21 protein-coding genes are annotated in these 21,653 nt (G+C 46.4%); 6 read left to right on the forward strand and 15 right to left on the reverse strand.

Annotation, left to right across the window (positions count from 1 at the left end; all coding sequences use genetic code 11):
• Positions 1-20: 20 nt before the first annotated feature.
• A complete protein-coding gene (murA, locus tag ABW391_RS06575) occupies positions 21-1,331 on the forward strand; it encodes a UDP-N-acetylglucosamine 1-carboxyvinyltransferase (RefSeq protein ID WP_353481044.1) in 1,311 nt (436 codons plus the stop codon).
• Positions 1,332-1,442: 111 nt separating this feature from the next.
• Here the strand turns inward: murA and ABW391_RS06580 are convergent, their stop codons facing one another.
• A complete protein-coding gene (locus tag ABW391_RS06580; RefSeq protein WP_353481045.1) occupies positions 1,443-1,799 on the reverse strand; it encodes a hypothetical protein in 357 nt (118 codons plus the stop codon).
• 145 nt (positions 1,800-1,944) lie between these two features.
• On the opposite strand from ABW391_RS06580, the gene ABW391_RS06585 reads away from it, so the two are divergent.
• Positions 1,945-4,206, forward strand: coding sequence for a GH92 family glycosyl hydrolase (locus tag ABW391_RS06585; protein ID WP_353481046.1), 2,262 nt, complete (start codon positions 1,945-1,947; stop codon positions 4,204-4,206).
• Positions 4,207-4,280: 74 nt separating this feature from the next.
• On the opposite strand, the gene ABW391_RS06590 is transcribed toward ABW391_RS06585, so the two are convergent.
• The 12 genes from ABW391_RS06590 to ABW391_RS06645 all read right to left on the reverse strand — a co-directional run bounded on the left by ABW391_RS06590 (position 4,281) and on the right by ABW391_RS06645 (position 15,056).
• On the reverse strand, positions 4,281-4,952 hold the full coding sequence (locus ABW391_RS06590; protein ID WP_353481047.1) for a DUF4276 family protein: 672 nt from the start codon (positions 4,950-4,952) through the stop codon (positions 4,281-4,283).
• Positions 4,949-6,073, reverse strand: a complete 1,125-nt coding sequence (locus tag ABW391_RS06595) for an AAA family ATPase (RefSeq protein ID WP_353481048.1) — start codon at positions 6,071-6,073, stop codon at positions 4,949-4,951. Before ABW391_RS06595 ends, ABW391_RS06590 begins: the two co-directional genes overlap by 4 nt.
• Positions 6,074-6,094: 21 nt before the next feature.
• Positions 6,095-6,328, reverse strand: coding sequence for a hypothetical protein (locus ABW391_RS06600; protein WP_353481049.1), 234 nt, complete (start codon positions 6,326-6,328; stop codon positions 6,095-6,097).
• Between the two features lie 77 nt (positions 6,329-6,405).
• Complete coding sequence (locus ABW391_RS06605; protein WP_353481050.1) at positions 6,406-7,527, reverse strand: ABC transporter permease; 1,122 nt, start codon at positions 7,525-7,527, stop codon at positions 6,406-6,408.
• Positions 7,524-8,630 (reverse strand): ABC transporter permease, encoded by a 1,107-nt coding sequence (locus ABW391_RS06610; RefSeq protein ID WP_353481051.1) that lies wholly within the window; start codon positions 8,628-8,630, stop codon positions 7,524-7,526. Before ABW391_RS06610 ends, ABW391_RS06605 begins: the two co-directional genes overlap by 4 nt.
• Before the next feature lie 2 nt (positions 8,631-8,632).
• Positions 8,633-9,379, reverse strand: coding sequence for an ABC transporter ATP-binding protein (locus ABW391_RS06615; RefSeq protein WP_353481052.1), 747 nt, complete (start codon positions 9,377-9,379; stop codon positions 8,633-8,635).
• Positions 9,372-10,298 (reverse strand): ABC transporter ATP-binding protein, encoded by a 927-nt coding sequence (locus tag ABW391_RS06620; RefSeq protein WP_353481053.1) that lies wholly within the window; start codon positions 10,296-10,298, stop codon positions 9,372-9,374. The genes ABW391_RS06615 and ABW391_RS06620 overlap by 8 nt, the downstream gene beginning before the upstream one ends.
• Before the next feature lie 2 nt (positions 10,299-10,300).
• Positions 10,301-11,287 carry an HlyD family secretion protein gene (locus ABW391_RS06625; RefSeq protein WP_353481054.1) on the reverse strand — a complete coding sequence of 329 codons (987 nt, stop codon included), beginning with the start codon at positions 11,285-11,287 and terminating at the stop codon, positions 10,301-10,303.
• Positions 11,288-11,312: 25 nt separating this feature from the next.
• On the reverse strand, positions 11,313-12,572 hold the full coding sequence (locus ABW391_RS06630) for a TolC family protein (protein ID WP_353481055.1): 1,260 nt from the start codon (positions 12,570-12,572) through the stop codon (positions 11,313-11,315).
• Positions 12,573-12,728: 156 nt separating this feature from the next.
• Entirely contained in the window at positions 12,729-13,340 is a 612-nt protein-coding gene (locus ABW391_RS06635; RefSeq protein WP_353481056.1) for a TetR/AcrR family transcriptional regulator, read from the reverse strand.
• 152 nt (positions 13,341-13,492) lie between these two features.
• Entirely contained in the window at positions 13,493-14,299 is an 807-nt protein-coding gene (locus tag ABW391_RS06640) for a hypothetical protein (protein WP_353481057.1), read from the reverse strand.
• Positions 14,286-15,056, reverse strand: a complete 771-nt coding sequence (locus ABW391_RS06645; protein ID WP_353481058.1) for a UDP-2,3-diacylglucosamine diphosphatase — start codon at positions 15,054-15,056, stop codon at positions 14,286-14,288. The genes ABW391_RS06640 and ABW391_RS06645 overlap by 14 nt, the downstream gene beginning before the upstream one ends.
• Before the next feature lie 84 nt (positions 15,057-15,140).
• Here ABW391_RS06645 and ABW391_RS06650 point away from each other — a divergent pair, with 84 nt between their 5' ends.
• Both ABW391_RS06650 and ABW391_RS06655 read left to right on the forward strand, forming a co-directional pair.
• Complete coding sequence (locus ABW391_RS06650) at positions 15,141-15,929, forward strand: SDR family oxidoreductase (RefSeq protein ID WP_353481059.1); 789 nt, start codon at positions 15,141-15,143, stop codon at positions 15,927-15,929.
• Between the two features lie 301 nt (positions 15,930-16,230).
• On the forward strand, positions 16,231-18,282 hold the full coding sequence (locus ABW391_RS06655) for a T9SS type A sorting domain-containing protein (RefSeq protein ID WP_353481060.1): 2,052 nt from the start codon (positions 16,231-16,233) through the stop codon (positions 18,280-18,282).
• A 131-nt stretch (positions 18,283-18,413) separates the two neighbouring features.
• On the opposite strand, the gene ABW391_RS06660 is transcribed toward ABW391_RS06655, so the two are convergent.
• On the reverse strand, positions 18,414-18,854 hold the full coding sequence (locus ABW391_RS06660) for a CBS domain-containing protein (RefSeq protein WP_353481061.1): 441 nt from the start codon (positions 18,852-18,854) through the stop codon (positions 18,414-18,416).
• Positions 18,851-19,141 carry a thioredoxin family protein gene (locus ABW391_RS06665; protein ID WP_353481062.1) on the reverse strand — a complete coding sequence of 97 codons (291 nt, stop codon included), beginning with the start codon at positions 19,139-19,141 and terminating at the stop codon, positions 18,851-18,853. The genes ABW391_RS06660 and ABW391_RS06665 overlap by 4 nt, the downstream gene beginning before the upstream one ends.
• Before the next feature lie 178 nt (positions 19,142-19,319).
• Here ABW391_RS06665 and ABW391_RS06670 point away from each other — a divergent pair, with 178 nt between their 5' ends.
• Complete coding sequence (locus tag ABW391_RS06670; protein WP_353481110.1) at positions 19,320-20,591, forward strand: ATP-binding protein; 1,272 nt, start codon at positions 19,320-19,322, stop codon at positions 20,589-20,591.
• A gap of 12 nt (positions 20,592-20,603) precedes the next feature.
• The gene (locus ABW391_RS06675) at positions 20,604-21,653 is read left to right on the forward strand and encodes a response regulator (protein ID WP_353481063.1); all 1,050 of its coding nucleotides are present in this window, start codon (positions 20,604-20,606) and stop codon (positions 21,651-21,653) included.

The raw sequence follows: 21,653 nt of genomic DNA on the forward strand, positions 1-21,653 counted from the left end.
CCTAAAACCTTTTCGAAAAAATGACACTCGATGCTTTTGAAGTCATCGGAGGCCAGCGGCTATCCGGTGAAATAGTGCCTCAAGGAGCCAAAAACGAGGCACTTCAGGTTTTATGTGTGCCCTTGCTCTCTTCCTCAAAAATTACCATTTCCAACGTACCACAAATTCAGGATGTCGTTCTGCTCGTTGAGCTACTCGAAGGCTTAGGCGTGAAAATCGAACGACTTAGCGGCGATACCTTTACCTTTCAAGCCGACGACATCGACCTGGTATACCTCAATTCGGCAGAATTTTTACAAAAAGCGAGCAAGATCCGCGGATCAGTCATGCTGATTGGCCCACTGTTGGCAAGGTATGGCAAGGCTTTTTTGCCCAAGCCTGGGGGAGACAAAATTGGCCGCCGCCGACTGGATACCCACTTCTTGGGCTTGCAATCGCTGGGGGCAGAATTCAAATTTGACCCAGACCTAAGCGTCTATTTTGTTGAAGCCAAACAACTGGTTGGTACCTACATCCTCATGGACGAGATCTCGGTAACGGGTACGGCCAACGTGGTTATGGCTGCTGTGTTGGCCAAAGGCACTACCACAATTTACAACGCCGCCTGTGAGCCATACGTCCAGCAATTGTGCAAAATGCTCAACCGCATGGGCGCTAAGATCAGTGGAGTAGGTTCCAACATGCTGATCATCGAAGGGGTAGAAATCCTGGGCGGTACCGAGCATCGCTTGTTGCCCGATATGATTGAAGTAGGCAGTTTTATTGGCCTCGCGGCCATGACTCAATCGGATATCACCATCAAGGCTGCGGGAATAGAAGAGTTGGGCATTATCCCACGAATATTTGAACGCATGGGCATTGAGCTGGTCATGGACGGCGATGACATCCGCGTTCCGGCCCAGGAGTATTACGAAATCCAGAGTTTCATTGATGGATCGATACTCACGATTTACGATGCACCCTGGCCAGGCTTCACCCCCGACCTGATGAGCATCATGTTGGTGGTGGCTACGCAAGCCCGTGGCAGCGTACTGATTCATCAAAAAATGTTTGAAAGCCGCTTGTTTTTTGTAGACAAGTTGATCGATATGGGCGCTCAAATCATCCTCTGCGACCCCCACCGTGCAACGGTAATTGGTTTGGATCGACGTCAGCCCTTGCGCGGTATTTCCATGACTTCACCCGATATTCGTGCTGGTGTGGCGTTGCTGATTGCCGCACTTTCGGCCAAAGGCCGCAGTGTAATCCACAACGTGAATCAAATAGACCGAGGATATCAGTTTATCGAGGAGCGCTTAAAAAACATTGGCGCACAGATTACCCGGATATAATCTGGTAGCCCAAGCAATAACAGGTACTGCTGTTTCGCAAGGTCAATGACAACAAGCCGATTCGATGCTCCAATTCGAATCGGCTTGTTGTTTTTACAGAAACGGCATTGTCTATTGATTTCCTCTGCGCTTCCCTTGTGCCCTTCTTTGTCCGGTTGCTTTGCCACTTGCAGCATCCCTAGGGCTTTTAACGTCCTGAATTTCGAAATTTCCCAGCTTGTCTTGTTGTGGGTTAGGGCTTTTAACGTCCTGAATTTCGAAATTTCCCAGCTTGTCTTGTTGTGGTTTTCTGCTGTTTGGGTTGTTAACCGTCGGGGTTCCATTTACCGGCTTTTTCACCCACAATAAAGAATCATCTCTCCAGCCAGAAGGCTTTGCAGATTTGGCTTTTGCCCTAGAGCGGTCTTGAGCAAAAGTAACGGTGGCACACAATGTAAACAGGCCGATCAAAAAAAGCATCTTTTTCATTTCAATAGGATTTTGAGATTTACAATTCGATTGAATACATTGCAAAGTTGCAGGAGAAAAAAGGCCTGCACCTCACCCAAATGGGTGATTTTTTTAGAAAGTTTACCCATCTTTAGGGCATCCATTCAAAATCTGCATTTGCCTTATGAAAAAGAGCCTCCTTCTCCTCTGTATCCTATTGATTTTTGCGAGCACAGTTACTGCCCAAAACCTGTTGCGCTATGTCAATCCATTAGTAGGTACTGATTCGGATTTCAGTCTTTCTAGTGGAAACACCTATCCTGCCATAGCCTTGCCCTGGGGCATGAATTTTTGGACGGCTCAAACGGCACCAAATGGCGACGGCTGGCAGTACGCTTACGATGCCAACAAAATCCGGGGATTCAAACAAACCCACCAACCTTCTCCCTGGATCAACGATTATGGCGCGTTTTCGTTGCTGCCCATGAGTGGCAAAAACCCTGAAGTTCGCGATCGCAAACGTGGCTCCTGGTTTTCGCACAAAACCGAGATTGCGCAGCCCCACTACTATCAGGTATATCTGGCCGACTACGACTGCTGGACGGAGATCACGCCGACCGAACGTGCCGCACAAATGCGCTTTCGTTGGGGACAGGAAGGGCCTAAAAGTGTGCTTCTGGACGCATTTGACATGGGAAGCATGGTCAAAATCATCCCTGCCGAACGCAAAATCATTGGGTATGCCCAAAACAATCACGGTGGGGTACCTGGCAATTTTAAAAATTATTTTGTGGCGGTATTTGACCAGGATTTTGAGCTCAGCAACACGTTCAACGACACCATTGTATTGAAAGATCTGAGTGTAGAAGGCAAGCACGTTGGCGCATTGGTGCACTTCAAATCCAGTGTGCGCACTGTGAATGTGAAACTGGCTTCCTCGTTCATCAGCCCCGAGCAGGCTGAACTGAATTTGCAACGCGAAATAGGTGCTGATGCGTTTGATGCCACCAAAGAGAAAGCCCGCCAAGCTTGGGAGAAAATCTTGAGCCGGGTACAAGTACAAGGTGGAGCGGAAACGGACAAGATGAATTTTTATACCGCCTTGTACCGCGTGATGCTTTTCCCCCGCAAGTTTTTTGAATACGATGCCAAAGGACAAATCGTGCATTACAGTCCGTACAATGGGCAGGTTTTGCCGGGCTATATGTTTACCGACAATGGTTTTTGGGATACCTTCCGGGCAGTTTTTCCTTTGTTTTCAGTACTTTTCCCAGAACTCGATGGGCAAATTATGCAGGGTTTGGTCAATACCTACAAAGAAAGTGGCTGGCTGCCTGAATGGGCCAGCCCTGGCCACCGCGATTGCATGATTGGCTCCAATTCAGCCTCGCTGATCACCGAGGCCTGGCTCAAAGGCATCCGAGGATTCGACATCGAGACCTTGTACTCCGCCATGGTCAAAAACAGTGGGGGAGTTGGCCCGGTGGCTTCGGTAGGACGGCTAGGTGCCGACTATTACAATCGCCTGGGTTATGTGCCTTACAACGTAGGCATCAACGAAAATGCCGCCCGCACCCTTGAGTATGCTTATGCGGATTATTGCATCTGGCAATTGGGACTAAAACTGGGCAAACCCGAAGCGGCTACTTTTGCCAAGCGTGCTCAAAACTGGCGCAACGTGTTCGACAAGTCCAGTAACTTTATGCGTGGCAAAAACGAAGACGGCAGCTGGCAATCGCCCTTCCGACCCGACAAATGGGGCGATGCGTTTACAGAAGGTTCTTCCTGGCATTACACCTGGTCGGTGTTTCAAGATCCAGTTGGCTTGGCCAATGCGATGGGTGGAAAACCAAAAATGGCGACGAAGCTCGATTCCATTTTCAGCTCTGCCCCTACTTTTGATTACTCTTATTACGGTTTCCCCATCCACGAAATCACGGAAATGCTCATCATGGGTATGGGACAATATGCCCATGGCAACCAACCAATTCAGCACGCTGTGTACCTCTACAACTGGGTAGGGCAACCCTGGAAAGCACAAATGCGCGCCCGCGACATCATGAAAAAGCTCTATCAGCCTACTCCAGATGGACTTTGTGGCGATGAAGACAATGGCCAAACCTCGGCCTGGCTGGTCTTTTCGGGAATGGGTTTTTACCCGGTTTGTCCGGCAGCAGGGGAATACGCACTGGGCAGTCCACTGTTTCAAAAAATCACCCTAAAGCTGGAGAATGACAAGACCTTCACCATCGAGGCACCAAATAACTCGGATCAAAACGTGTACATCCAAAATGCCAAACTGAATCAGCAGCCTTTCAGCAAAAACTTCCTGAGCCATCAGCAAATCATGCAGGGCGGAACGCTGCAATTGATCATGGGCGCAAAACCAAACCTGGCAAGAGGCGTGGGCGCAAAGGATGTGCCGTATTCGATGAGTAGGGAGTGAGGGGATGGAATTGGGGTTCAGCAGGTCAGGTTCTGGGCTTGCTTTAGACGCTTATTGCTGAAATCCAATTCGAATCAATCGCTACAAGCCACTATGAGTTTTTCTACCCAGGCGCGGAAACGGGGGCATTTTTCGAGGATGGTGTGGATGCCGATTTCCAGGGCGATCAAATTGCCCTCAAATACTTTATTATAAGTCATACCCTGCGCTTCTAAGATTCTTTTGATTCTTTTTGAAGGAGCGGTGTTTGGGTGACTGTTGATTTCTTCGGGGTTGTCGTATTCGTCGATGATGGCTTGGGTTGCACGGGTGATATGAGGATTTACCCCATCATAAATGGATGAAAAACCCCGAGTGCTTGAAAACAACAAGGCTTCAAATTCAAATTTCTGGATGTAGGGGATAAAATTGGGATGATTGAAGTCCTTTGTTAAGCCGTTTTCTAGAATTTCGATTTTTTGATCTGCTTTGACTGCTTGGGTCATCAGCTCATAATCGGGCATAGAGGTAGGAATCCGAAAAAAATCAACAAAAGTCGAAACGACTACGTTCGATTCTTTCAAAATTCTGGTCACATCATTTTTGAGGTGTTGGTAATTGACCAAACCACCTTTGTGGCCCTGGCTGGTTTGGATTCTGAGCCCAGCTACATCAAAGATTTGTTTTTCGAACAGATATGGACGAAGGATTTCATTGACAAAAGTTTCTTCCGTACCTCCTTCGGTAACGATTCGAAGTCGTTTCATGGTTTACCACCAATTAAACCCTTAAACCAAATCTCGCCCAGGCCGTATTCATCAAGCCAATCTTGCAATTGGATATGTTGTATCTCGTCCGCCCGAGTAAAGATGGATTGGCGCTTTTCACGATCTCTATCTACCACTATAATGTCCTCAGGCTCAAAATTATTGACAAGTTGGATCGATTGGGTAGCCAAAATAACTTGACTCTTTGCAGAAACCTTGCGTACCAATCCTGCCAATTTTTCTATAGCAGAAGGATGTAAGCCCAGCTCTGGCTCGTCAATAATGATGATTTTAGGTGGCTCCGGTTGAAGCATTAATGTGGTTAGCGCTATAAATCGCAGGGTACCATCTGAAAGGTTGTGCGCATTTTGATACCTGTCATGCCCCACTTCTTGCCACTCTAACTGAATGTATTCGCCATTAAGCCGGTCTGGTTTTAAAATGAACTTTTCGAAAAAAGGCGCAATCGAATGAACTACCTTTTCAATCAATGATAAAATTTTGGGATGCCTTTCTTGTAAAAAATAAAGAAAAGCTGGAAGATTACTGCCATCTTCACGCAGAAAGACATTGTCGTGGAGCCTGGCTGTTTTTTTTAGCGGAGAACTAAAAGAGGTATCATGAAAATGATAGACGTAAAAATCATTGAAGTGTTTGACTGTGATTTTGTATACTTTTTCATCTTCTCTTAGTAAATGTACACTTTGACCAGTATTGTTGAAACTAGTATAACTGTCACTTACCAGTTCTTGTCCTTCTCTTTTGACATTTAAGTTATCGCTTGATTCAAAATTAACTTTGGCTAATGCTAAATTTCGATGATCTGGTGTTAACCTCAATTCGTAGCGATGGGATGGCTTGCCAAGTTCCTCTGAAAATACAATTTGCCCTTGAATGAATGGTTCCCCTTCATGGCCAAAATAAACGAGGTTGTCCATGTAACCATTTTCAGCTACATAGGTATTGAGGGTATCATTTTGCAGGTTTTTCAAGAGCTTAAAAAAAGAAATGAAATTACTTTTGCCTACGCCATTGGCTCCGATCAGTACGTTGATTGGTTTTAAATCTAGCTCTAGCTCCTTTATCGACTTAAAGTTATATATTTCAATGTGCTCGATCATTAAACCTGTGTTTTAATGTTATCAATACTCCCTTATTTGTTTTTGCCAAGCCTTTGGATCCTCAATTTTACTGAACATTGGTAACTGCTTCATTTGATCGAACAATGCCAATAGCTTTTCCTTTTGAGATAACTTTTCTACAGTTTTCTCAACCAAAACAATGATCCTTACTTGAGCATTGTCGTATTCGGAGTACTCCCTCGGCAGATGAATTACCCCTTGCTCAATTGTGCCTGAAAATTCTAGTGCAACCATATCTGCTTAGTTCTGTAACTTGCAAAAATGCAAAAACAAATATCCACATTTTTTCCCAATCAAGCAATCTAAGTCCCTCACGCCGTCTTCCGATAATTCCAAATCGCCCAGCTGTTAAAAAACAGTGCAAAGCCCGTCATAGCCAGAAAATGGTACTTGATGTCGTTGAAGCTACTGCCCTTCAACACCACCATGCGCACCACCTCGATGAAGTGCGTCACCGGATTCAGTCTGGCGATCATAATGGCCCAATTGGGCATGCTGTCGACGGGGGTAAACAAGCCGCTCATCAGCATGAAGATCATCATGAAGAAAAAGGCGATGGACATGGCTTGTTGCTGGGTTTCGGAATAGGTGGAGATCAGCAGTCCGATGCCGAGTACTGCAATCAGAAAAAGAAACAAAAAGGAGTACAGCAGCGGGATACTGCCAAGCGGGTGGATGCCGTATACCAAACCCGCGATGACAAACAAACCTACCGAAAAAAGGAACACCCCAATGACCCAAAAGGGAATGAGCTTGCCCAGAATGAAGTGGATTTTCTTGATGGGCGTCACGTTGATTTGCTCAATGGTGCCGACCTCTTTTTCCTTCACAATGTTCAAAGAGCACATGTATACGCCGATCATGGTCACGAGGGTACACAAAATACCGGGTACCATGAAGAACGGATAATTTAGGTAGGGATTGAAGCGATTGATGGAGGGCACTTCGATGTTTGGGACAGGATTCATGCGCGGGTTCGCCGTCATTTCCAGTCGAATATCCGCATTGTAACCTGCAATGATCCTGCTCAGGTACGAACTGCCCACCATCGCTTTGGTGCCGTTGATGGCGTTTACCGCGATGAAGAGTTTTTGCTCGTTTTCTTTGACCAAATTGCGCTCAAAGCCAAGTGGAATTTCCAGAATCAAGTCGGATTTGTCTTTTTCAAATTGCTGAAAAGCAGCATTGAATGAGGTGCCGTAATCGCTGATCACAAAATAACCTGAAGAGCTGATTTTGGACACCAATTGCCGGGAATAGGCAGAATGATCGTGATCTACGATGGATATGTTGATGTTTTTGATCTCGTAATCGGCGGCCAGGGGCATGATCAGCAACTGAATCATCGGCGCGATGAAGATCACTGGCAACAAGGCCCGGTTTCTGAAAATCTGGCGAAACTCTTTTTGCAACAAAAATCTTAAAGTTCTCATCCGAGGCGAATTTTGAATTTATTGATGCTCACCGTGAGCAAAAACACGGTCATGCCAAGCAAAATCAAGGTCTCTTTCCAAATGGCACCAATGCCCAAACCTTTGATCATGATCGATTTTACGATGATGTAATACCACTTTGAAGGCACTACGTTGGCAATGATTTGCAGGGGCAAGGGCATATTCTCCAGCGGAAACATAAACCCGGTAAACAACAGCACTGGAATCAGCATGCCCATCAGTGAAATGAGCATGGCCTGTTGCTGTGATTGCGCAGAGTTGGAAATGAGCAGGCCCAAGGAAAGCGCAGTGAGAATGAGCAGTGAGCTTTCAAAAAACAGCAAGCCGATGCTGCCATTGATGGGCATTTTTAGCAAAAAAACACTCAAAAGCAAAATCACTGAAAGGTTGACAATCGACAAAAACAGGTAGGGCACTGCCTTGGAAATGACCACCATCAGCGGGTGCATGGGCGAAACCAGCAGCACTTCCATGGTCCCTTTTTCCTTTTCCTTTACGATCGAGACCGAAGTCATCAGCACACAAACCAGGAGCAAAACCAGGGCCATTACCCCCGGCACAAAATTGGTGGTGCCTTTGAGTTCGGGGTTGTAAATCATCCTGATTTCGGTGTTGATTTGTTGTGGCAGATCATTGAAGGGCGTGATCTCTTTTTGGTAATCCATGACGATGTTGGTGATGTAATTCGTCAGGGTATTGGCCGTATTGGGGTCGGAAGCATCGGCGATGACTTGAATTTGCGCTTTGTGGAGGTGCAGCAAGTCGTCGTTGAAGTGGTTGGGAATCACGACCACCAGTTTGACGTTGCCCTCCTTGAAGGCTTGCTCAATTTGACGAGGATCGAACAAGAATTTTTTGATTTCAAAATTCTTGCTGGCTTCAATCTTGTCGATGATGCGCTGGGACGCCGGGTCCTGGGCAAAATCACAAATGACAATTTTGGAGTTTTTGATCTCATTGCTCAACGCAAAACCAAAAAGCAAAATCAGCATGATGGGCATCCCAAACAGCATCAGCATGGACTTGGGGTCGCGGAAAACGTGGTAGAATTCCTTGATGACGAAGGCGAAGAATTGTCTCATGGTTAATCTGCTTTTCTTTTTGCACCCCGTGCCAGTTCAAAAAATACTGCATCCATTGTATCGGCAGAAAACTGTTGTTTGAGCTTCGTCGGGGTATCTAGGGCTTTGATATAACCGTCTACCATCATCGAGACGCGGTTGCAGTATTCGGCCTCGTCCATGTAGTGGGTAGTGACAAAAATGGTAATGCCCCGGTCGGAAGCGTCGTAAATCAAGTCCCAAAACTGCCGGCGGGTAACGGGGTCAACGCCTCCCGTGGGTTCATCCAGGAACACAATTTTAGGTTCGTGAAAAATGGCCACGGAAAAAGCCAGTTTTTGCTTCCAGCCCAGTGGCAGTGAACCAACCAGTTTGCCCCGCTCTTTTTCCATGCCCAGCTGTTGAATCAATTCATTGCTTTTGGACTTGATTTTTTGATCGGATAGGCCATAAATGCCGCCAAAAAACCGGATGTTTTCCTGCACGGTCAAGTCCTCATAAAGGGAGAACTTTTGACTCATGTAGCCAATGTTTGCCTTGATCTTTTCGGTTTCCTTGTACACATCAAAGCCAGCGATGGTCGCTTTTCCGGATGAGGGGATGGACAAACCGCAGAGCATCCGCATGGCCGTAGTTTTGCCCGCTCCATTGGCACCCAGGAACCCAAAAATCTCACCTTCGTACACGTCAAAAGTGATTTCATTGGTGGCCACAAAATCGCCAAAGCGCTTGGTGAGTTTATCGGTAGAAATGACGATGTTCCTATTCATGCTGATCGAGTAATTTGATGAAACAATCTTCGATGGTCGCAGGCGTTGCCTTGAATTCGATGTACTCGTGGTTTTTGCTGTTCAAATCCGCTATCAGTTTTTTTTGTATCTCGTAATCATCTTCCTCTCGAAAAGTGATGTGGTGAAATTCGCCAAAGGAATTGCAACTGTCGATGTAGTCCAGTTGGCGAATGTCGCGCAACAACTGGCTCATGCGCTCGGATTTGATGGCGTAGAGGTTTTTGGGAAACTGTGCCACGACCTGAGCGGGGGTATCAATCGACAAAATTTTTCCATCCTGAATCAGCGCGATGCGCTCGCACAAAGTAGCCTCGTCCATGTAGGGCGTAGAGACCAAAATGGTGATACCCTGCTCCTTGAGACGCTTGAGCATTTCCCAAAACTCCTTGCGCGAAACGGTATCTACCCCCGTGGTTGGTTCATCCAAAAACAACACCGTTGGCCGATGAATCAAGGCACAACAAAGCGCCAGTTTCTGCTTCATCCCTCCCGAAAGCTTCCCGGCGCGGCGGGTTTTGAAAGGTTCGATTTGCACATAAATGTCCTTGATCAGGTCGTAATTTTCGGCAACGCTGGTATTAAAAACAGTAGCAAAAAAATTGAGGTTTTCTTCCACCGTCAAGTCCTGGTACAAGGAAAACTTGCCCGGCATATACCCTACCCGCTGGCGGATGGCCTTCCAGTCTTTCACTACATCCAGGCCATTGACCGATGCCGAACCTGCGTCGGGCAACAACAGTGTGGTGAGGACGCGGAAGATGCTGGTTTTGCCCGCCCCATCGGGGCCGATCAGGCCAAAGAGTTCGCCTTTTTCAACTTCAAACGACACATCCGTTACCGCTTTGACTTCGCCTTTGTTGTAGGTTTTGCTGATGTGGTTCAATACGACGTCGGCCATGGTTATTGAAATTTGATTTCGCCATACATTCCGATTTTATAGGTGCCGTCGTTGGTCACTTTCACTTTGATGGCGTACACCATATTGGCGCGTTCGTCTTTGGTCTGGATGGTTTTGGGGGTAAATTCTGCTTTGTCGTTGATCCAGGTGATTTGCCCGGTGGTTTCTGTGAAGCCCCCTTTGCCATCGTCGGTGAGGACTTTCACCTTTTGGTTCAGCTTGATCAAGGGCAACTGATTGCCGGTGATGTAAGCGCGCAGAATGAGCACGGAGAGGTCGGCAATTTTGTACAAAGCCTTGCCCATGCTGGCAAATTCTCCGGCGGAGGCGTACTTGGTCAGCACCGTTCCGGCAACGATGTTTTTGATCTGCCCGCGACCAATTTGTTCGTCCAGGATGCTGATCCGCTTTTGCATTGGCGTCACTTCGCTGAGCACGCCCCGGTTTTGGATGCTGACGTTTTCTTTGGCGGCGGCGATTTGTTCATTGAGCACGCCAATTTGGTCTTGCGCAGCAGCGATTTGTTTTTCCAGAATAGATTTTTGCCCCAGCAGGTCATCCAGTTGTTTGGGAGTGGCGGCATCGGCTTTGACCAGGTTTTGGGTTCTAGCCACTTCCTTGTTCAACACTTCCAACTGCTGATTCAGCACCTGGATTTGGGCTTTTTGGGTTTTGATTTGGCTTTGCAGAATATTGACCTGGGGTGCAGAATTGTTTACTTTTTGGCCAATGGCATTAACGGAGGCCTGGGTCTGTTCTTTTTGCACATTGAGCGCTGCTACATCGATTTGTCCGATGACTATATTGCTTTCCAACTGTTGGCCTTCTTCAATGTTCAGGCTCAAAATTTTTCCGGTTTGTTCGGCAGATACAATCACCTCTTCGGCTTCAAATGCACCGGATGCGTCAAAGGTGTTTTGGTCTTTGTTGCAGGCGACAAGGGAAATGAAAAGGCAGCCAAGTATGCCGATTTTTGATAAATTACTCATTGTCTTTTGGTTAAAAGTTAAGGTATTAGTTGCCTGTAGTGGTTTGGTAGTTGTACTGGGCCATCAGCAACTGAATTTGATGCAAAAGCAAACCCTGCTTGGCCTGGTCTTCGGCATTCAAATAGGTGATATAATCGTTGCTGGTCACGGTGCCAAAATCCAGTTGGTTTTTGGCGGTGTTTTTGATGCTTTCACGCAATTGGATGATCTCGCTGTCGGAAGCAATCAGTTCCTGCAATTTGCTCAACTCCGCGTTTTGTTGCTTGAGGTTGAGGTTGGTGTTGAACAAGAAGGTTTCTTGTTGCAGACCGATGATGTCTTGGTTAATCGACAGGATTTTCCGTTCATTTTTGGCCGTATAATAGCCCGAAAGGTTCCAATTCAGCCGCAGGCCTCCGATGTAATACAAATCGAAGGCATTGTTGAGCACATTCAGCGCAGGTTTGCCGTAGCCACCTTGCAGGAATAAGCTGGCGCGAGGCAGGTTTTTGGCGGTGATGAGCTTGTTTTGTACCTCAAACGTTCGTTGTTGCGCGCTGTACAAACGCAATTCGAGCCGATTGATGGTAGATGTTACCGTCAACACCGCTGGTTTTTCAAGCACCACATTGTCGTCCAGTTGCTGATGGATGAACAAGGAAAGCATGTCCAGGTAGCCTTTTCGGGCAGCTTTGAGCTCAATAATCCGCTGATTGGCCTTGAGCAGTTCTGCTTTGAGGGCGTTGGCGCTGCTTTTGAGGGCGGTGCCATTGGTGATGGCAGCATTGGTTTTGTCGATCCCCAGTTGGATGTCTTTTTTGAGCAACTCGGTTTGCTGGATTTGCGCATCGACCAGGATGATTCCAAAAAAAAGCTGATTGATCCTTTCCTTGATCTTGAACAGCTCCACCTCTATCTTCTGGCCTTCCACCTCAGCATTCGATTTGATCAGTTCTTTTTGGTATTTGACCGTAAATAGGTCGGTGAGGGGCTGGGCCACCTCGGCGTACAATTTGTACTGGTCTTTGCTCAAGGTTGGAATCTCCAGATTGGGCAAGGAAATCGGAATCTTGGTCACCTCCGACTGGTAGGTGCCTTGTCCGGCTAGATTGAGCTGGGGCAAGGTTCCTTTGGCGGCATTTTCGAGCGAGTAGTCCCTTGATTTTTCGATCAGGGCGTATTGTTTCAGCAGCGGATAGTTTCGCTTGGCCATGGCGTAGCAACTGTCCACGGACAATTTACCCGTTTGGGTAAATGCTGGGTAAAAAATAAGGGCACTCAAGCCCAATAGGAGTATCCTGTACATAGAGATCAGGGTTTTTCGAATGAGGAATTTTTTGAGTGACGGGTGACGAATCCCGAGCTCCGGCACTTCGGCTTCACTTCGACTTCGCTCAGTGAGCAACTCAGTGACTGGAGCTCGGGATTCGTCATTCGTCACTCGAAAAACTCGATATTCCATTCACGGTTTTAAAGCATTTTTTACAAAATCAATGATTTCGCTTTTCCGGGTATGCATGAGCATCATGAAACTTTGATCATCGATGCCGATTACTTTTTGAAACAAGGGTCGGGCAATAAAAGGAAATACACACATCGACATGACGTTCAAAATCAGGTGCACCGGATTGATTTCCCTGATTTTGCCTTCCTGGATTTCCTTCGAAATCTGCATCATCAGTGGAATCGGATTGGGGCGACTGGGTTTGCTCATGATTTCCTCTACAAAAGCATGGGTATTGGTGTGCAATTCGTTGACTACAAATCCTGGTAAATTGGGATTGTTCAGCAGCATGTCGAAGTACACATCGACTACCAATTCCATTTTATGCGAGATCGAATCTTCGCTTTCGAAGATGACATTCAATTGTGAAGTTACTTTCAAAAAAGCTTCTTCAAAGATGGCCTTGAAGAGTTTTTCCTTACTCTTGCCTTTGAAGTAATACTGCAAAAGACCTTTGTTGACACCCGCCCGCTCGGCAATTTCCTGCGTGCGGGTGGCGGCGTAGCCTTTTTGGGTAAAAACTTCTTTGGCGGCTTGGATGATCTTTTCCTCGGTACTCAGTTCCTTCATGACACAAGTTTACCCAATTGGGTAATTTTGGACAAAAATAGGCGAGATGTATGAATATGTCAAGAGGTGGGCATTTTTTTTCAATGCATAGAATCAATCACAAGAATTCTATAGGTTTTTCTATAAAAACCCTTCACCAATTCCTGCATTCACTACCTCCCCAACACCAGCACTTTTTCTCCATTCCAGACCAGCACCCAATTGGGCAAACCCGCAATCAATTGGACTTTGGGGGGCAGGCCTTTTAATGCGCTTGGATCCAATCCAATTTGTGTGCTTATGTAATATTCTCCCTGTTGTCGGTACAACAAGTATTGGTCAAAATTTTGCAATTGCTCAATGCCCTGGATAGGGATGAAATTTTTGAATTGGCCGAAAAAGTCGAACACCAGTACGCCTTGATCCGGGTCAACCAGGTAAATACCTTTCTCATTGGTGACCATTTGGTTGGGGACAAACCTGCGCCCCAACAGCAGGCTCAAATCCTGGCTGGTATGCTTAATGGTACCTTGTCGATCAATTTGGTTGATGGTATTGAGCGCTCCATCATAAATCCAGATCTGCCGATCACGCCCAACCGCAACAAGTGTTGGGAAGGGAAATTCTTCGGTTTTGAGGCGCACATCGGCAGTGAGGTTGAGGGTACGGTCTAAAAACAGGATGGTTTGATAGTCGGGATAAAACAGCACCAGGTCAAAAGGGTCGCTGGCGTCTACCTTGCTCAAGCGGCCAAGGTAGCGGTTGCTGAATTCGAAGAGGACTTTCCCGGATTCGGTGCATTTGCGCAGCACCTGATTGGGTGTAATCAGGTAAATTTGTTTCAGTTTATCGCTCGTGAAGGATTGCACCTCAGCATCAAAACTTTGGACAATCCGCAGCGTATCTTGCCCCCATACAGGTTGCAGAATTGTGGCAAAAACAAGTATCCCCAAACCAACCCAGGTCTTAATGTTGGCCATATATTTTTCCCTCGGGATTTTCAAAAAACCGGAGTTCCAAATCTTCTCCATCAAATACACCATATGAATTATTGAACAACCATTCTCCCAAATTGACATAACGACTTTTGCCGTTGTTTAGCACACAATCGATGGGCAAATGCCGATGACCAAAAACGTAATAATCAGCTGGTTGCCATTCCAATTGTTCATTGGCATAAATGAGCAACCACTCTTTGTCTGCTCCCAAAAATTGTTCTTCGGGTGGATTGGCGCTGCGGCTGCGACCCGACCAAAACTGTGCCACCCCCACCCCGAAGTTGGGGTGCACGCGGGCAAACAGCCACTGAAAAAAAGGACTGGCAAAAATGTGTTTCAGCATTTTATACCCATGATCGCCGGGTCCTAATCCATCACCGTGACCAATCAGGAAAGTTTTGCCGTTGAATTCGCGCAAGACAGGCTTGCGGTGGATGGGAATGCCAAATTCTTCCTCAAAGTACCGAAACATCCACATGTCGTGGTTGCCGGTAAAAAAATGGATGGGAATGCCCGCATCGCGCAGTTCGGCGAGTTTGCCCAGAAACCGAGTATACCCTTTGGGAACCACCGCTTTGTATTCAAACCAAAAATCGAACAAATCTCCTACCAGGAAAATTTCCTGGGCGTCTTTACGGATCTCTTCCAGCCAACGCACAATTTGCAACTCGCGTTCCCGGCTGGAATATTTACCGGGTACACCCAAATGAAAATCGGAGGCGAAATAAATTTTTGACATACCTTTTGTGGTTGTAATAATTGGCCGCGTGATTATTTCCCATTTTTATTTCCCATTTTTGCTGTCTACTAAAATCACCAATAGATGAATTTGAACCTTCAGGGCAAAAATGCCCTCATCGGCGGAAGCAGCAAAGGAATTGGCAAAGCCATTGCTATTGAATTGGCCAAGCTGGGAGCAAATGTAACAATTATGGCGCGCTCTGCCGAATTGCTGGCCGAAGTCGTGCAAGAATTGGACCAAAATCATCCGGGGCAACAACACGATTTTTTGGTGGTGGATTTCAACGATCGGGCTGAGTTGCACCAGCGCGTGGTGGGTCTGCTTACGGTCAAACCAATCCACATTTTGATCAACAATACCGGTGGCCCCAACGGTGGGCCCATTTTGGATGCCCAACCGGAGCAATTTCTGCAAGCTTTTCAAAATCACCTGCTGTGCAATCACCTGCTTGCCCAATTGGTTATTCCCAAAATGAAGGCTGCAGGATTTGGCCGGATTGTAAACGTGGTCTCCACCTCGGTGCGCGTACCGCTCGACAATTTGGGGGTATCCAACACCACACGGGGCGCAGTAGCATCCTGGGCCAAAACCCTGGCCAATGAGGTTGCCAAAGATGGAATTACTGTAAATAACGTGCTGCCAGGGTTTACAGAAACCGAAAGGTTGGTGGAAGTGCTGGCAGGCTCGGCTCAACGCAAAGGCATTGCCTTGGAACAAGAACTGCAACAAGCCAGGGAAACCATTCCAGCCGGACGCTTTGGTACTGCCGAAGAAATAGCCAGTGTAGCTGCATTTTTGTGTACCCCAGCCGCTGCGTACGTTACAGGCACGAGTATCCTGGTAGATGGAGGCAGAACGCGCAGTATTTGATCAGCTGTGAGCTTTGAGCTGTGAGCTATCAGCTATCAGCAAGCATCGCCCTGGCTGATGGCTGATAGCTGATGGCTCACAGCTGATCACTTTAATACCCTTGAGTCGGTATTTTTTCTAATATCATGCAAAATAATAGATACAACCAGAAAGGTTTTTTATCTTTGTGAGAATTGTTTACTCTCCTAGCTTTTGTATTATAGTCTTGCACAGGATTCATGCTCATGAAAAGGCCAGTCGACCCAAAGATCGCCTCTTAAACCTAACTATATTTTGTCATTTTTATACAATCATAATACCCATGATTCGGCTATTTTTATCCGTGCTACTAACAGGTTGTTACTTCCTTGCGACAGCGCAAACTGCTCGCATCATCAACCAAACAGAATCTTCCTACCTGCTTTTTGAAGCAGAAGCTTTTGCTGACAATCAAGCAAGTGGACAAGGCCAAACGGCCAATTGGGAGATCAAACAAGATGGAAAAGTGAAAGGCGTAAGTACTACTGCCGATCGCAACTTTCCCAATCAAGATTACAATGCCGCCAAGCTGGTATACCATATCCAGGTAACCAACGCTGGCAATTACACTTTGTACTTTAGCCGCAAACTTTATACCTCCACCGCAAGTTTCGTATTGCCTAAAATCAACGAGGCTGCTGCAAACAACATTCGCCGCCGGGTGAGTTGTTCCGGTGGCCCAGATGCGGATTATACCTGGCAGAATTCACGCCGTACTTTCTTTTTTGCGGCCAATACGGTTTATACCGTGGTTTTGCTGCCAGAGGCAACCAAAGGTTTGACCATTGACAAGCTGCTGTTTCACCGGGATGAAACCCTGGAACCGGTTTCTTTGGCCAAAGCAATTTTGAAAACGACTGCTCCAAGCAATGAATCCATCAAGGGTTTGCTGGCTTATAACCTTCCAGAAGCAGGCCAGGGCAAAGCTTTTAACCTTGATGTAACCAAATCTACCGGGGCAAAAGCAGTTACCAATCCAGCCACAGCCAAGGGCTATTTCCCCTACTCTGGTAAATCGTTTATCGAATTGGAGCGCGTAAATGGCAAAGCCCGTTTGGTGATGTCGCCGCTCAATTATTCTACCTGCTTCATGTTCTTTGGCGATCTGGCCTTGAACCTCAAATTGATGTCGCCTAGTGAATTTGTGAGTCCTTTGGATACCGTAAAAATTTGGGCAGAGTTGGAAGGATTGTCTACACAGAAAATCCAACTGGCCGAGTTTACTGGATTGAACATGACTTACCAGGGCATTGAAGCCAAAGCGCCAAACAGTCCTGCTTTTTACAACAAGATTACCTACATCGTAGAGTTTTCTGGTGAAGGCGATGAAAAACTTTGGATCGACGACATGTCTGTCCAGTTTCAAAGCACGTCATTCAATTTCCTGATTCCACCTGCTGATTTGTCCATTGTTGAAGACACCATCATCCTTGGTGCTCCATTTTATACCTTTTCAATCCGCGGGAACCTTACCGATACGATGGTCAAAAACTCTACTTTCTACTGGAGTTTCAAAGGATTAAAAGATACCATTGTCAAATCAAAAGACACCTTGCGGTATGTATTCCCACGCAGTGGCTTCTACGATTTGACCTTGACGCTGCGTTCTCGTGCCTTTATCGATCCAAGTTGTGACAGTGTGACTACAGTGGTTTCCAAGACGGTCTTTGTACCTACCTTTGATCCCAAGAAGTTGCTTCCTCCCAAGAAAGATACGGTCATTGTAGTTACGCCACCAAAAGATACCACCAAAACCAATCCACCCAAGGATACAACCAAAACTGGTGGCGGCACAACGCCTCCTAAGGATACAATCAAAACCGGTCCCAAAGATACTGTAGTGATTGGCGGCCCCAAAGACACCACGGGCGTTGGAGGTGGCACAACACCTCCAAAAGACACTATCAAAACTGGTGGCGGTGGCACAACTACTCCTCCAAAGGACACCACCAAAACCGGCACTGGCGGTGGCACAACACCACCTAAGGATACGATCAAAACTGGCGGCGGCGGTACTACTCCACCCAAAGACACTACTGGTGTAGGTGGTGGCGGTACAGGAACCCCTCCAATTGATGTCACACTCGACGTTCCTCCTGTTGGGCTGAAGGTGTATCCGAATCCCACTACAGACCTGTTGATCATCCAGACCGATAATCTGGTCAAGGTTAATTATGATTTGACCAACTCACGTGGGCAAACGCTGTACAAGGGTCAATTTGTACAACAAATCTTGCTTTCGATCGGATCACAACCAGCAGGCTTCTACTTCTTGCGACTTGCAGATGCCAAGGGAGTCCAAATCGGTGCGGTACAGAAGATCATCAAACGATAACCCTTCTGAAAAGGGAAAGCCCTAAAGTCAAAAGCCTCCTTCCTCAAATTGAGTGAAGGAGGCTTTTTTTTTTGAATTGAGCAGATAGGCGGCTTTTGAGGAGCAGCAATCCCCAGGTTATGATTGCAACATTAAATGGGCAAATCTGGAATAGGCGAACTGAAGGAGTACAGCAATAAATCATGGGTAGTGATCAACCCAACCAGCCTATCGTCTTCTACCACAGGAATGGCGTGGAATTGATTGGCCAAAAAGATATCTGCTGCTAGTCCAATGGTATCTTCAGGTTCCAGACTGAGGGGGTGATCGGTCATCAAGTCTTTGGCCTTAAGCACCTCGTATTCTTTTTCAGACCAGGTACGACCAGTTGTTTCCAAAGAGAAGATGTAGGCAACCTTATAGAAATCTTGTTTGCTGATGATGCCCAAAAGTTTATCATCGCCTTCTACGACGGGCAGATGGTGAAACTCGTGCTGTTCAAAAATGTCTTTTATGGCGCGTGCGGTGGTTTGTGGTTCTACAGTCACCAACCTTGTCGACATTACCTCACTGATGGGTCGATTCGGATTCATAGTTGTATTGGATTTTGCACTTCGCGGTATTGTAGCAACTCATTGAATGCAGTACACAATTCCTCTACGGTAGGTACAATTTTTTGGAAAATCACTTTTCCATCCAACAAAATGGCAGGGATACCTGAAATACCATACTTTAAAATTTGACTAACATCGCTCACTTCCAGAACAGTTGCATCCAGTTCCAAGTATTCCAAAGCGGCCGTAAGATTGGCTTTTAGTGCCCGGTCTTTTAACGAGCCTATTCCTAAAAGTGTGATATGGGCTTTGTTTTCTTTTTCCATTGCTTACTTGTTCTTTATGGTTGTGCCTGGCACATAATAAATACGACCCATGCAAGATCAAGGTTCTCTTTTTTTTTTGGAATGACATTTGTCACCTCATTTGCTGACTTATTAAATCATTAACGATAGAATACTTATCTTACCTTCATGGCACAAAATTATCATTGCCTTGGACTGGATGATCGCACACCAACACGACTCTGAGGCCGCACTGCGCCTAAAAGCCATTATCAAAACGGCTACCGATGGCATCATCATCATCGATGACACTGGCATTATTGAGCTCGTCAATGAGGCTGCTGGGCGTTTATTTGGTTACGAAGAGTTAGAATTGGTAGGCCAAAACATCAACGTATTGATGCCCAATCCCCACCACGATGCTCACGACTCTTACATTCAAAATTACATCCAAACCGGAATCCGCAAAATCATCGGCATTGGTCGCGATGTAATGGGGCTGCGAAAAAATGGAGACACGTTTCCGCTAAGGCTAAGCATCAGCGAAGTACAGCTTCCGGAGCGGGTGGTTTTCACGGGTATCCTGCACGATTTAACGGCTCAGAAAGCTGCCGAAGCTCAAATAAAAGCACTCAATCAACACCTGGAAGAGGAAGTCAACCGCCGTACCGAGGAATTGGCCGCAACCATCAATCAATTGCTCAACAGCAACACCAAGCTGGAGTTCGAAATCCAGGAACGCAAAGTAGCCGAGGCCACGCTGCGCAAAAACGAACTCGACTTGCGCAAAGCCATCGAGAAAGAACGCGAACTGAATACCTTGAAATCCCGGTTCGTTTCTATGGCTTCTCACGAATTTCGTACCCCACTCAGCACCATTCTTTCTTCGGCAGATTTGTTGGAAATGTATACTGCCGAAGAGCAACAAGACAAACGCCTGAAGCATACAACCCGCATCAAATCGGCAGTCAACAACCTGATCAGCATTCTGAATGATTTCCTTTCCTTAAGCAAACTGGAAGAAGGAAAAATTGAAATTTCTCCCGTTGAATTCAATCTGGAAGGCTTTTGTGAGGAGGTCATGGACGATGTACAAGCTTTACTCAAACCTGGACAGGTATTTCAGCATCACGGTTTGCGGTCAGATACCGTTATTTTTCTGGACAAAAAGATGTTGAAGAATATTCTGATCAATCTTTTTTCCAATGCCATCAAGTATTCTGAACCAGGCAAACCCATCGATTGCTTTGTGGAAATCAAAAACCATGAACTTTGGGTGAGTATTCAGGATCACGGCATCGGCATCCCGGAAGAAGAACAGCAACACTTGTTTACCCGTTTTTTCCGAGCCCACAATGCCGAAAACATCCCAGGCACCGGACTAGGGTTGAACATTGTGAAACGCTACATTGAATTGATGAACGGACGCATCAATTTTGAAAGTATCCTCGGCGAAGGAACCACCTTTCACGTCCACATTCCCTTACCATAAAAACACCAAAAGATGAATAAGCAAAGAATTCTAATCATCGAAGACAACCAGGAAGTTCGGGAAAATCTGGAAGAAATTCTTGAACTTTCTGGCTACGTGGTGCTACTGGCCGAGGATGGCACAGTAGGCGTTGAAGTTGCCCAAAAAAACAGCCCTGATCTAATCCTTTGTGATGTAATGATGCCCAAGCTAGATGGCTTTGGTGTGTTGAATATCCTGGGAAAACGCCCCGAAACGGCTGCTATCCCTTTTGTTTTTTTAACCGCAAAAACCGAAAGGGTTGATTTCCGTCGTGGCATGAACCTGGGCGCAGATGATTACATCACCAAGCCATTTTTTAAAGACGAACTACTATCCGTTATCGAAACACGGCTCAAGAAAAGCGAACAATTGAAGAAGCAATTCGATCGTACCGAGCAGGGCATTACCGCCTTTATCAATGCTGCCAAAGGGTATGAAGAATTGAAAAAATTATCGGACAATCGCAAAGTCAAGCACTTCAAAAAACGCGACTTGCTGTACGAGGAAGGAGATTTTCCACGCTACCTCTACTTTGTCAAAAGTGGCAAAATCAAAGTGTTCAAGACCAACGAACACGGGAAAGAATACATCATCGACATTTTTACGGAAGGCGATTTCATCGGTTATGTTGATTTGATCAAAGAAAGTACCTACGACGATTCGGCAGCAGCTTTGGAAGATACCGAAGTGAGCCTCATCCCTAAAGAAGACTTCACGGCCCTACTCCTTGCCAACCGCGATGTTTCGTCTCAGTTGATCAAAATGCTGGCCAACAACATCGCCGAAAAAGAAGAACAACTCCTGCAATTGGCCTATAACTCAGTGCGCAAACGCGTAGCAGACGCCGTTTTGTTGCTGTCTGAAAAAGAAGGCAAAGACGAAATCAGCGTACTGCGCGACGACCTGGCGCGCATTGTAGGCACCGCCAAAGAGAGCGTAATCCGCATGCTGACCGAGTTCAAGCAAGATGGCTACATTGACATCAGCGACGGTTCGATTACCATTCGGGATCGGAAGAAGTTGACCAATATGCCTTCGTAA

This window comes from Haliscomenobacter sp., assembly GCF_040403615.1.
Taxonomy (GTDB): Bacteria; Bacteroidota; Bacteroidia; order Chitinophagales; family Saprospiraceae; genus Haliscomenobacter.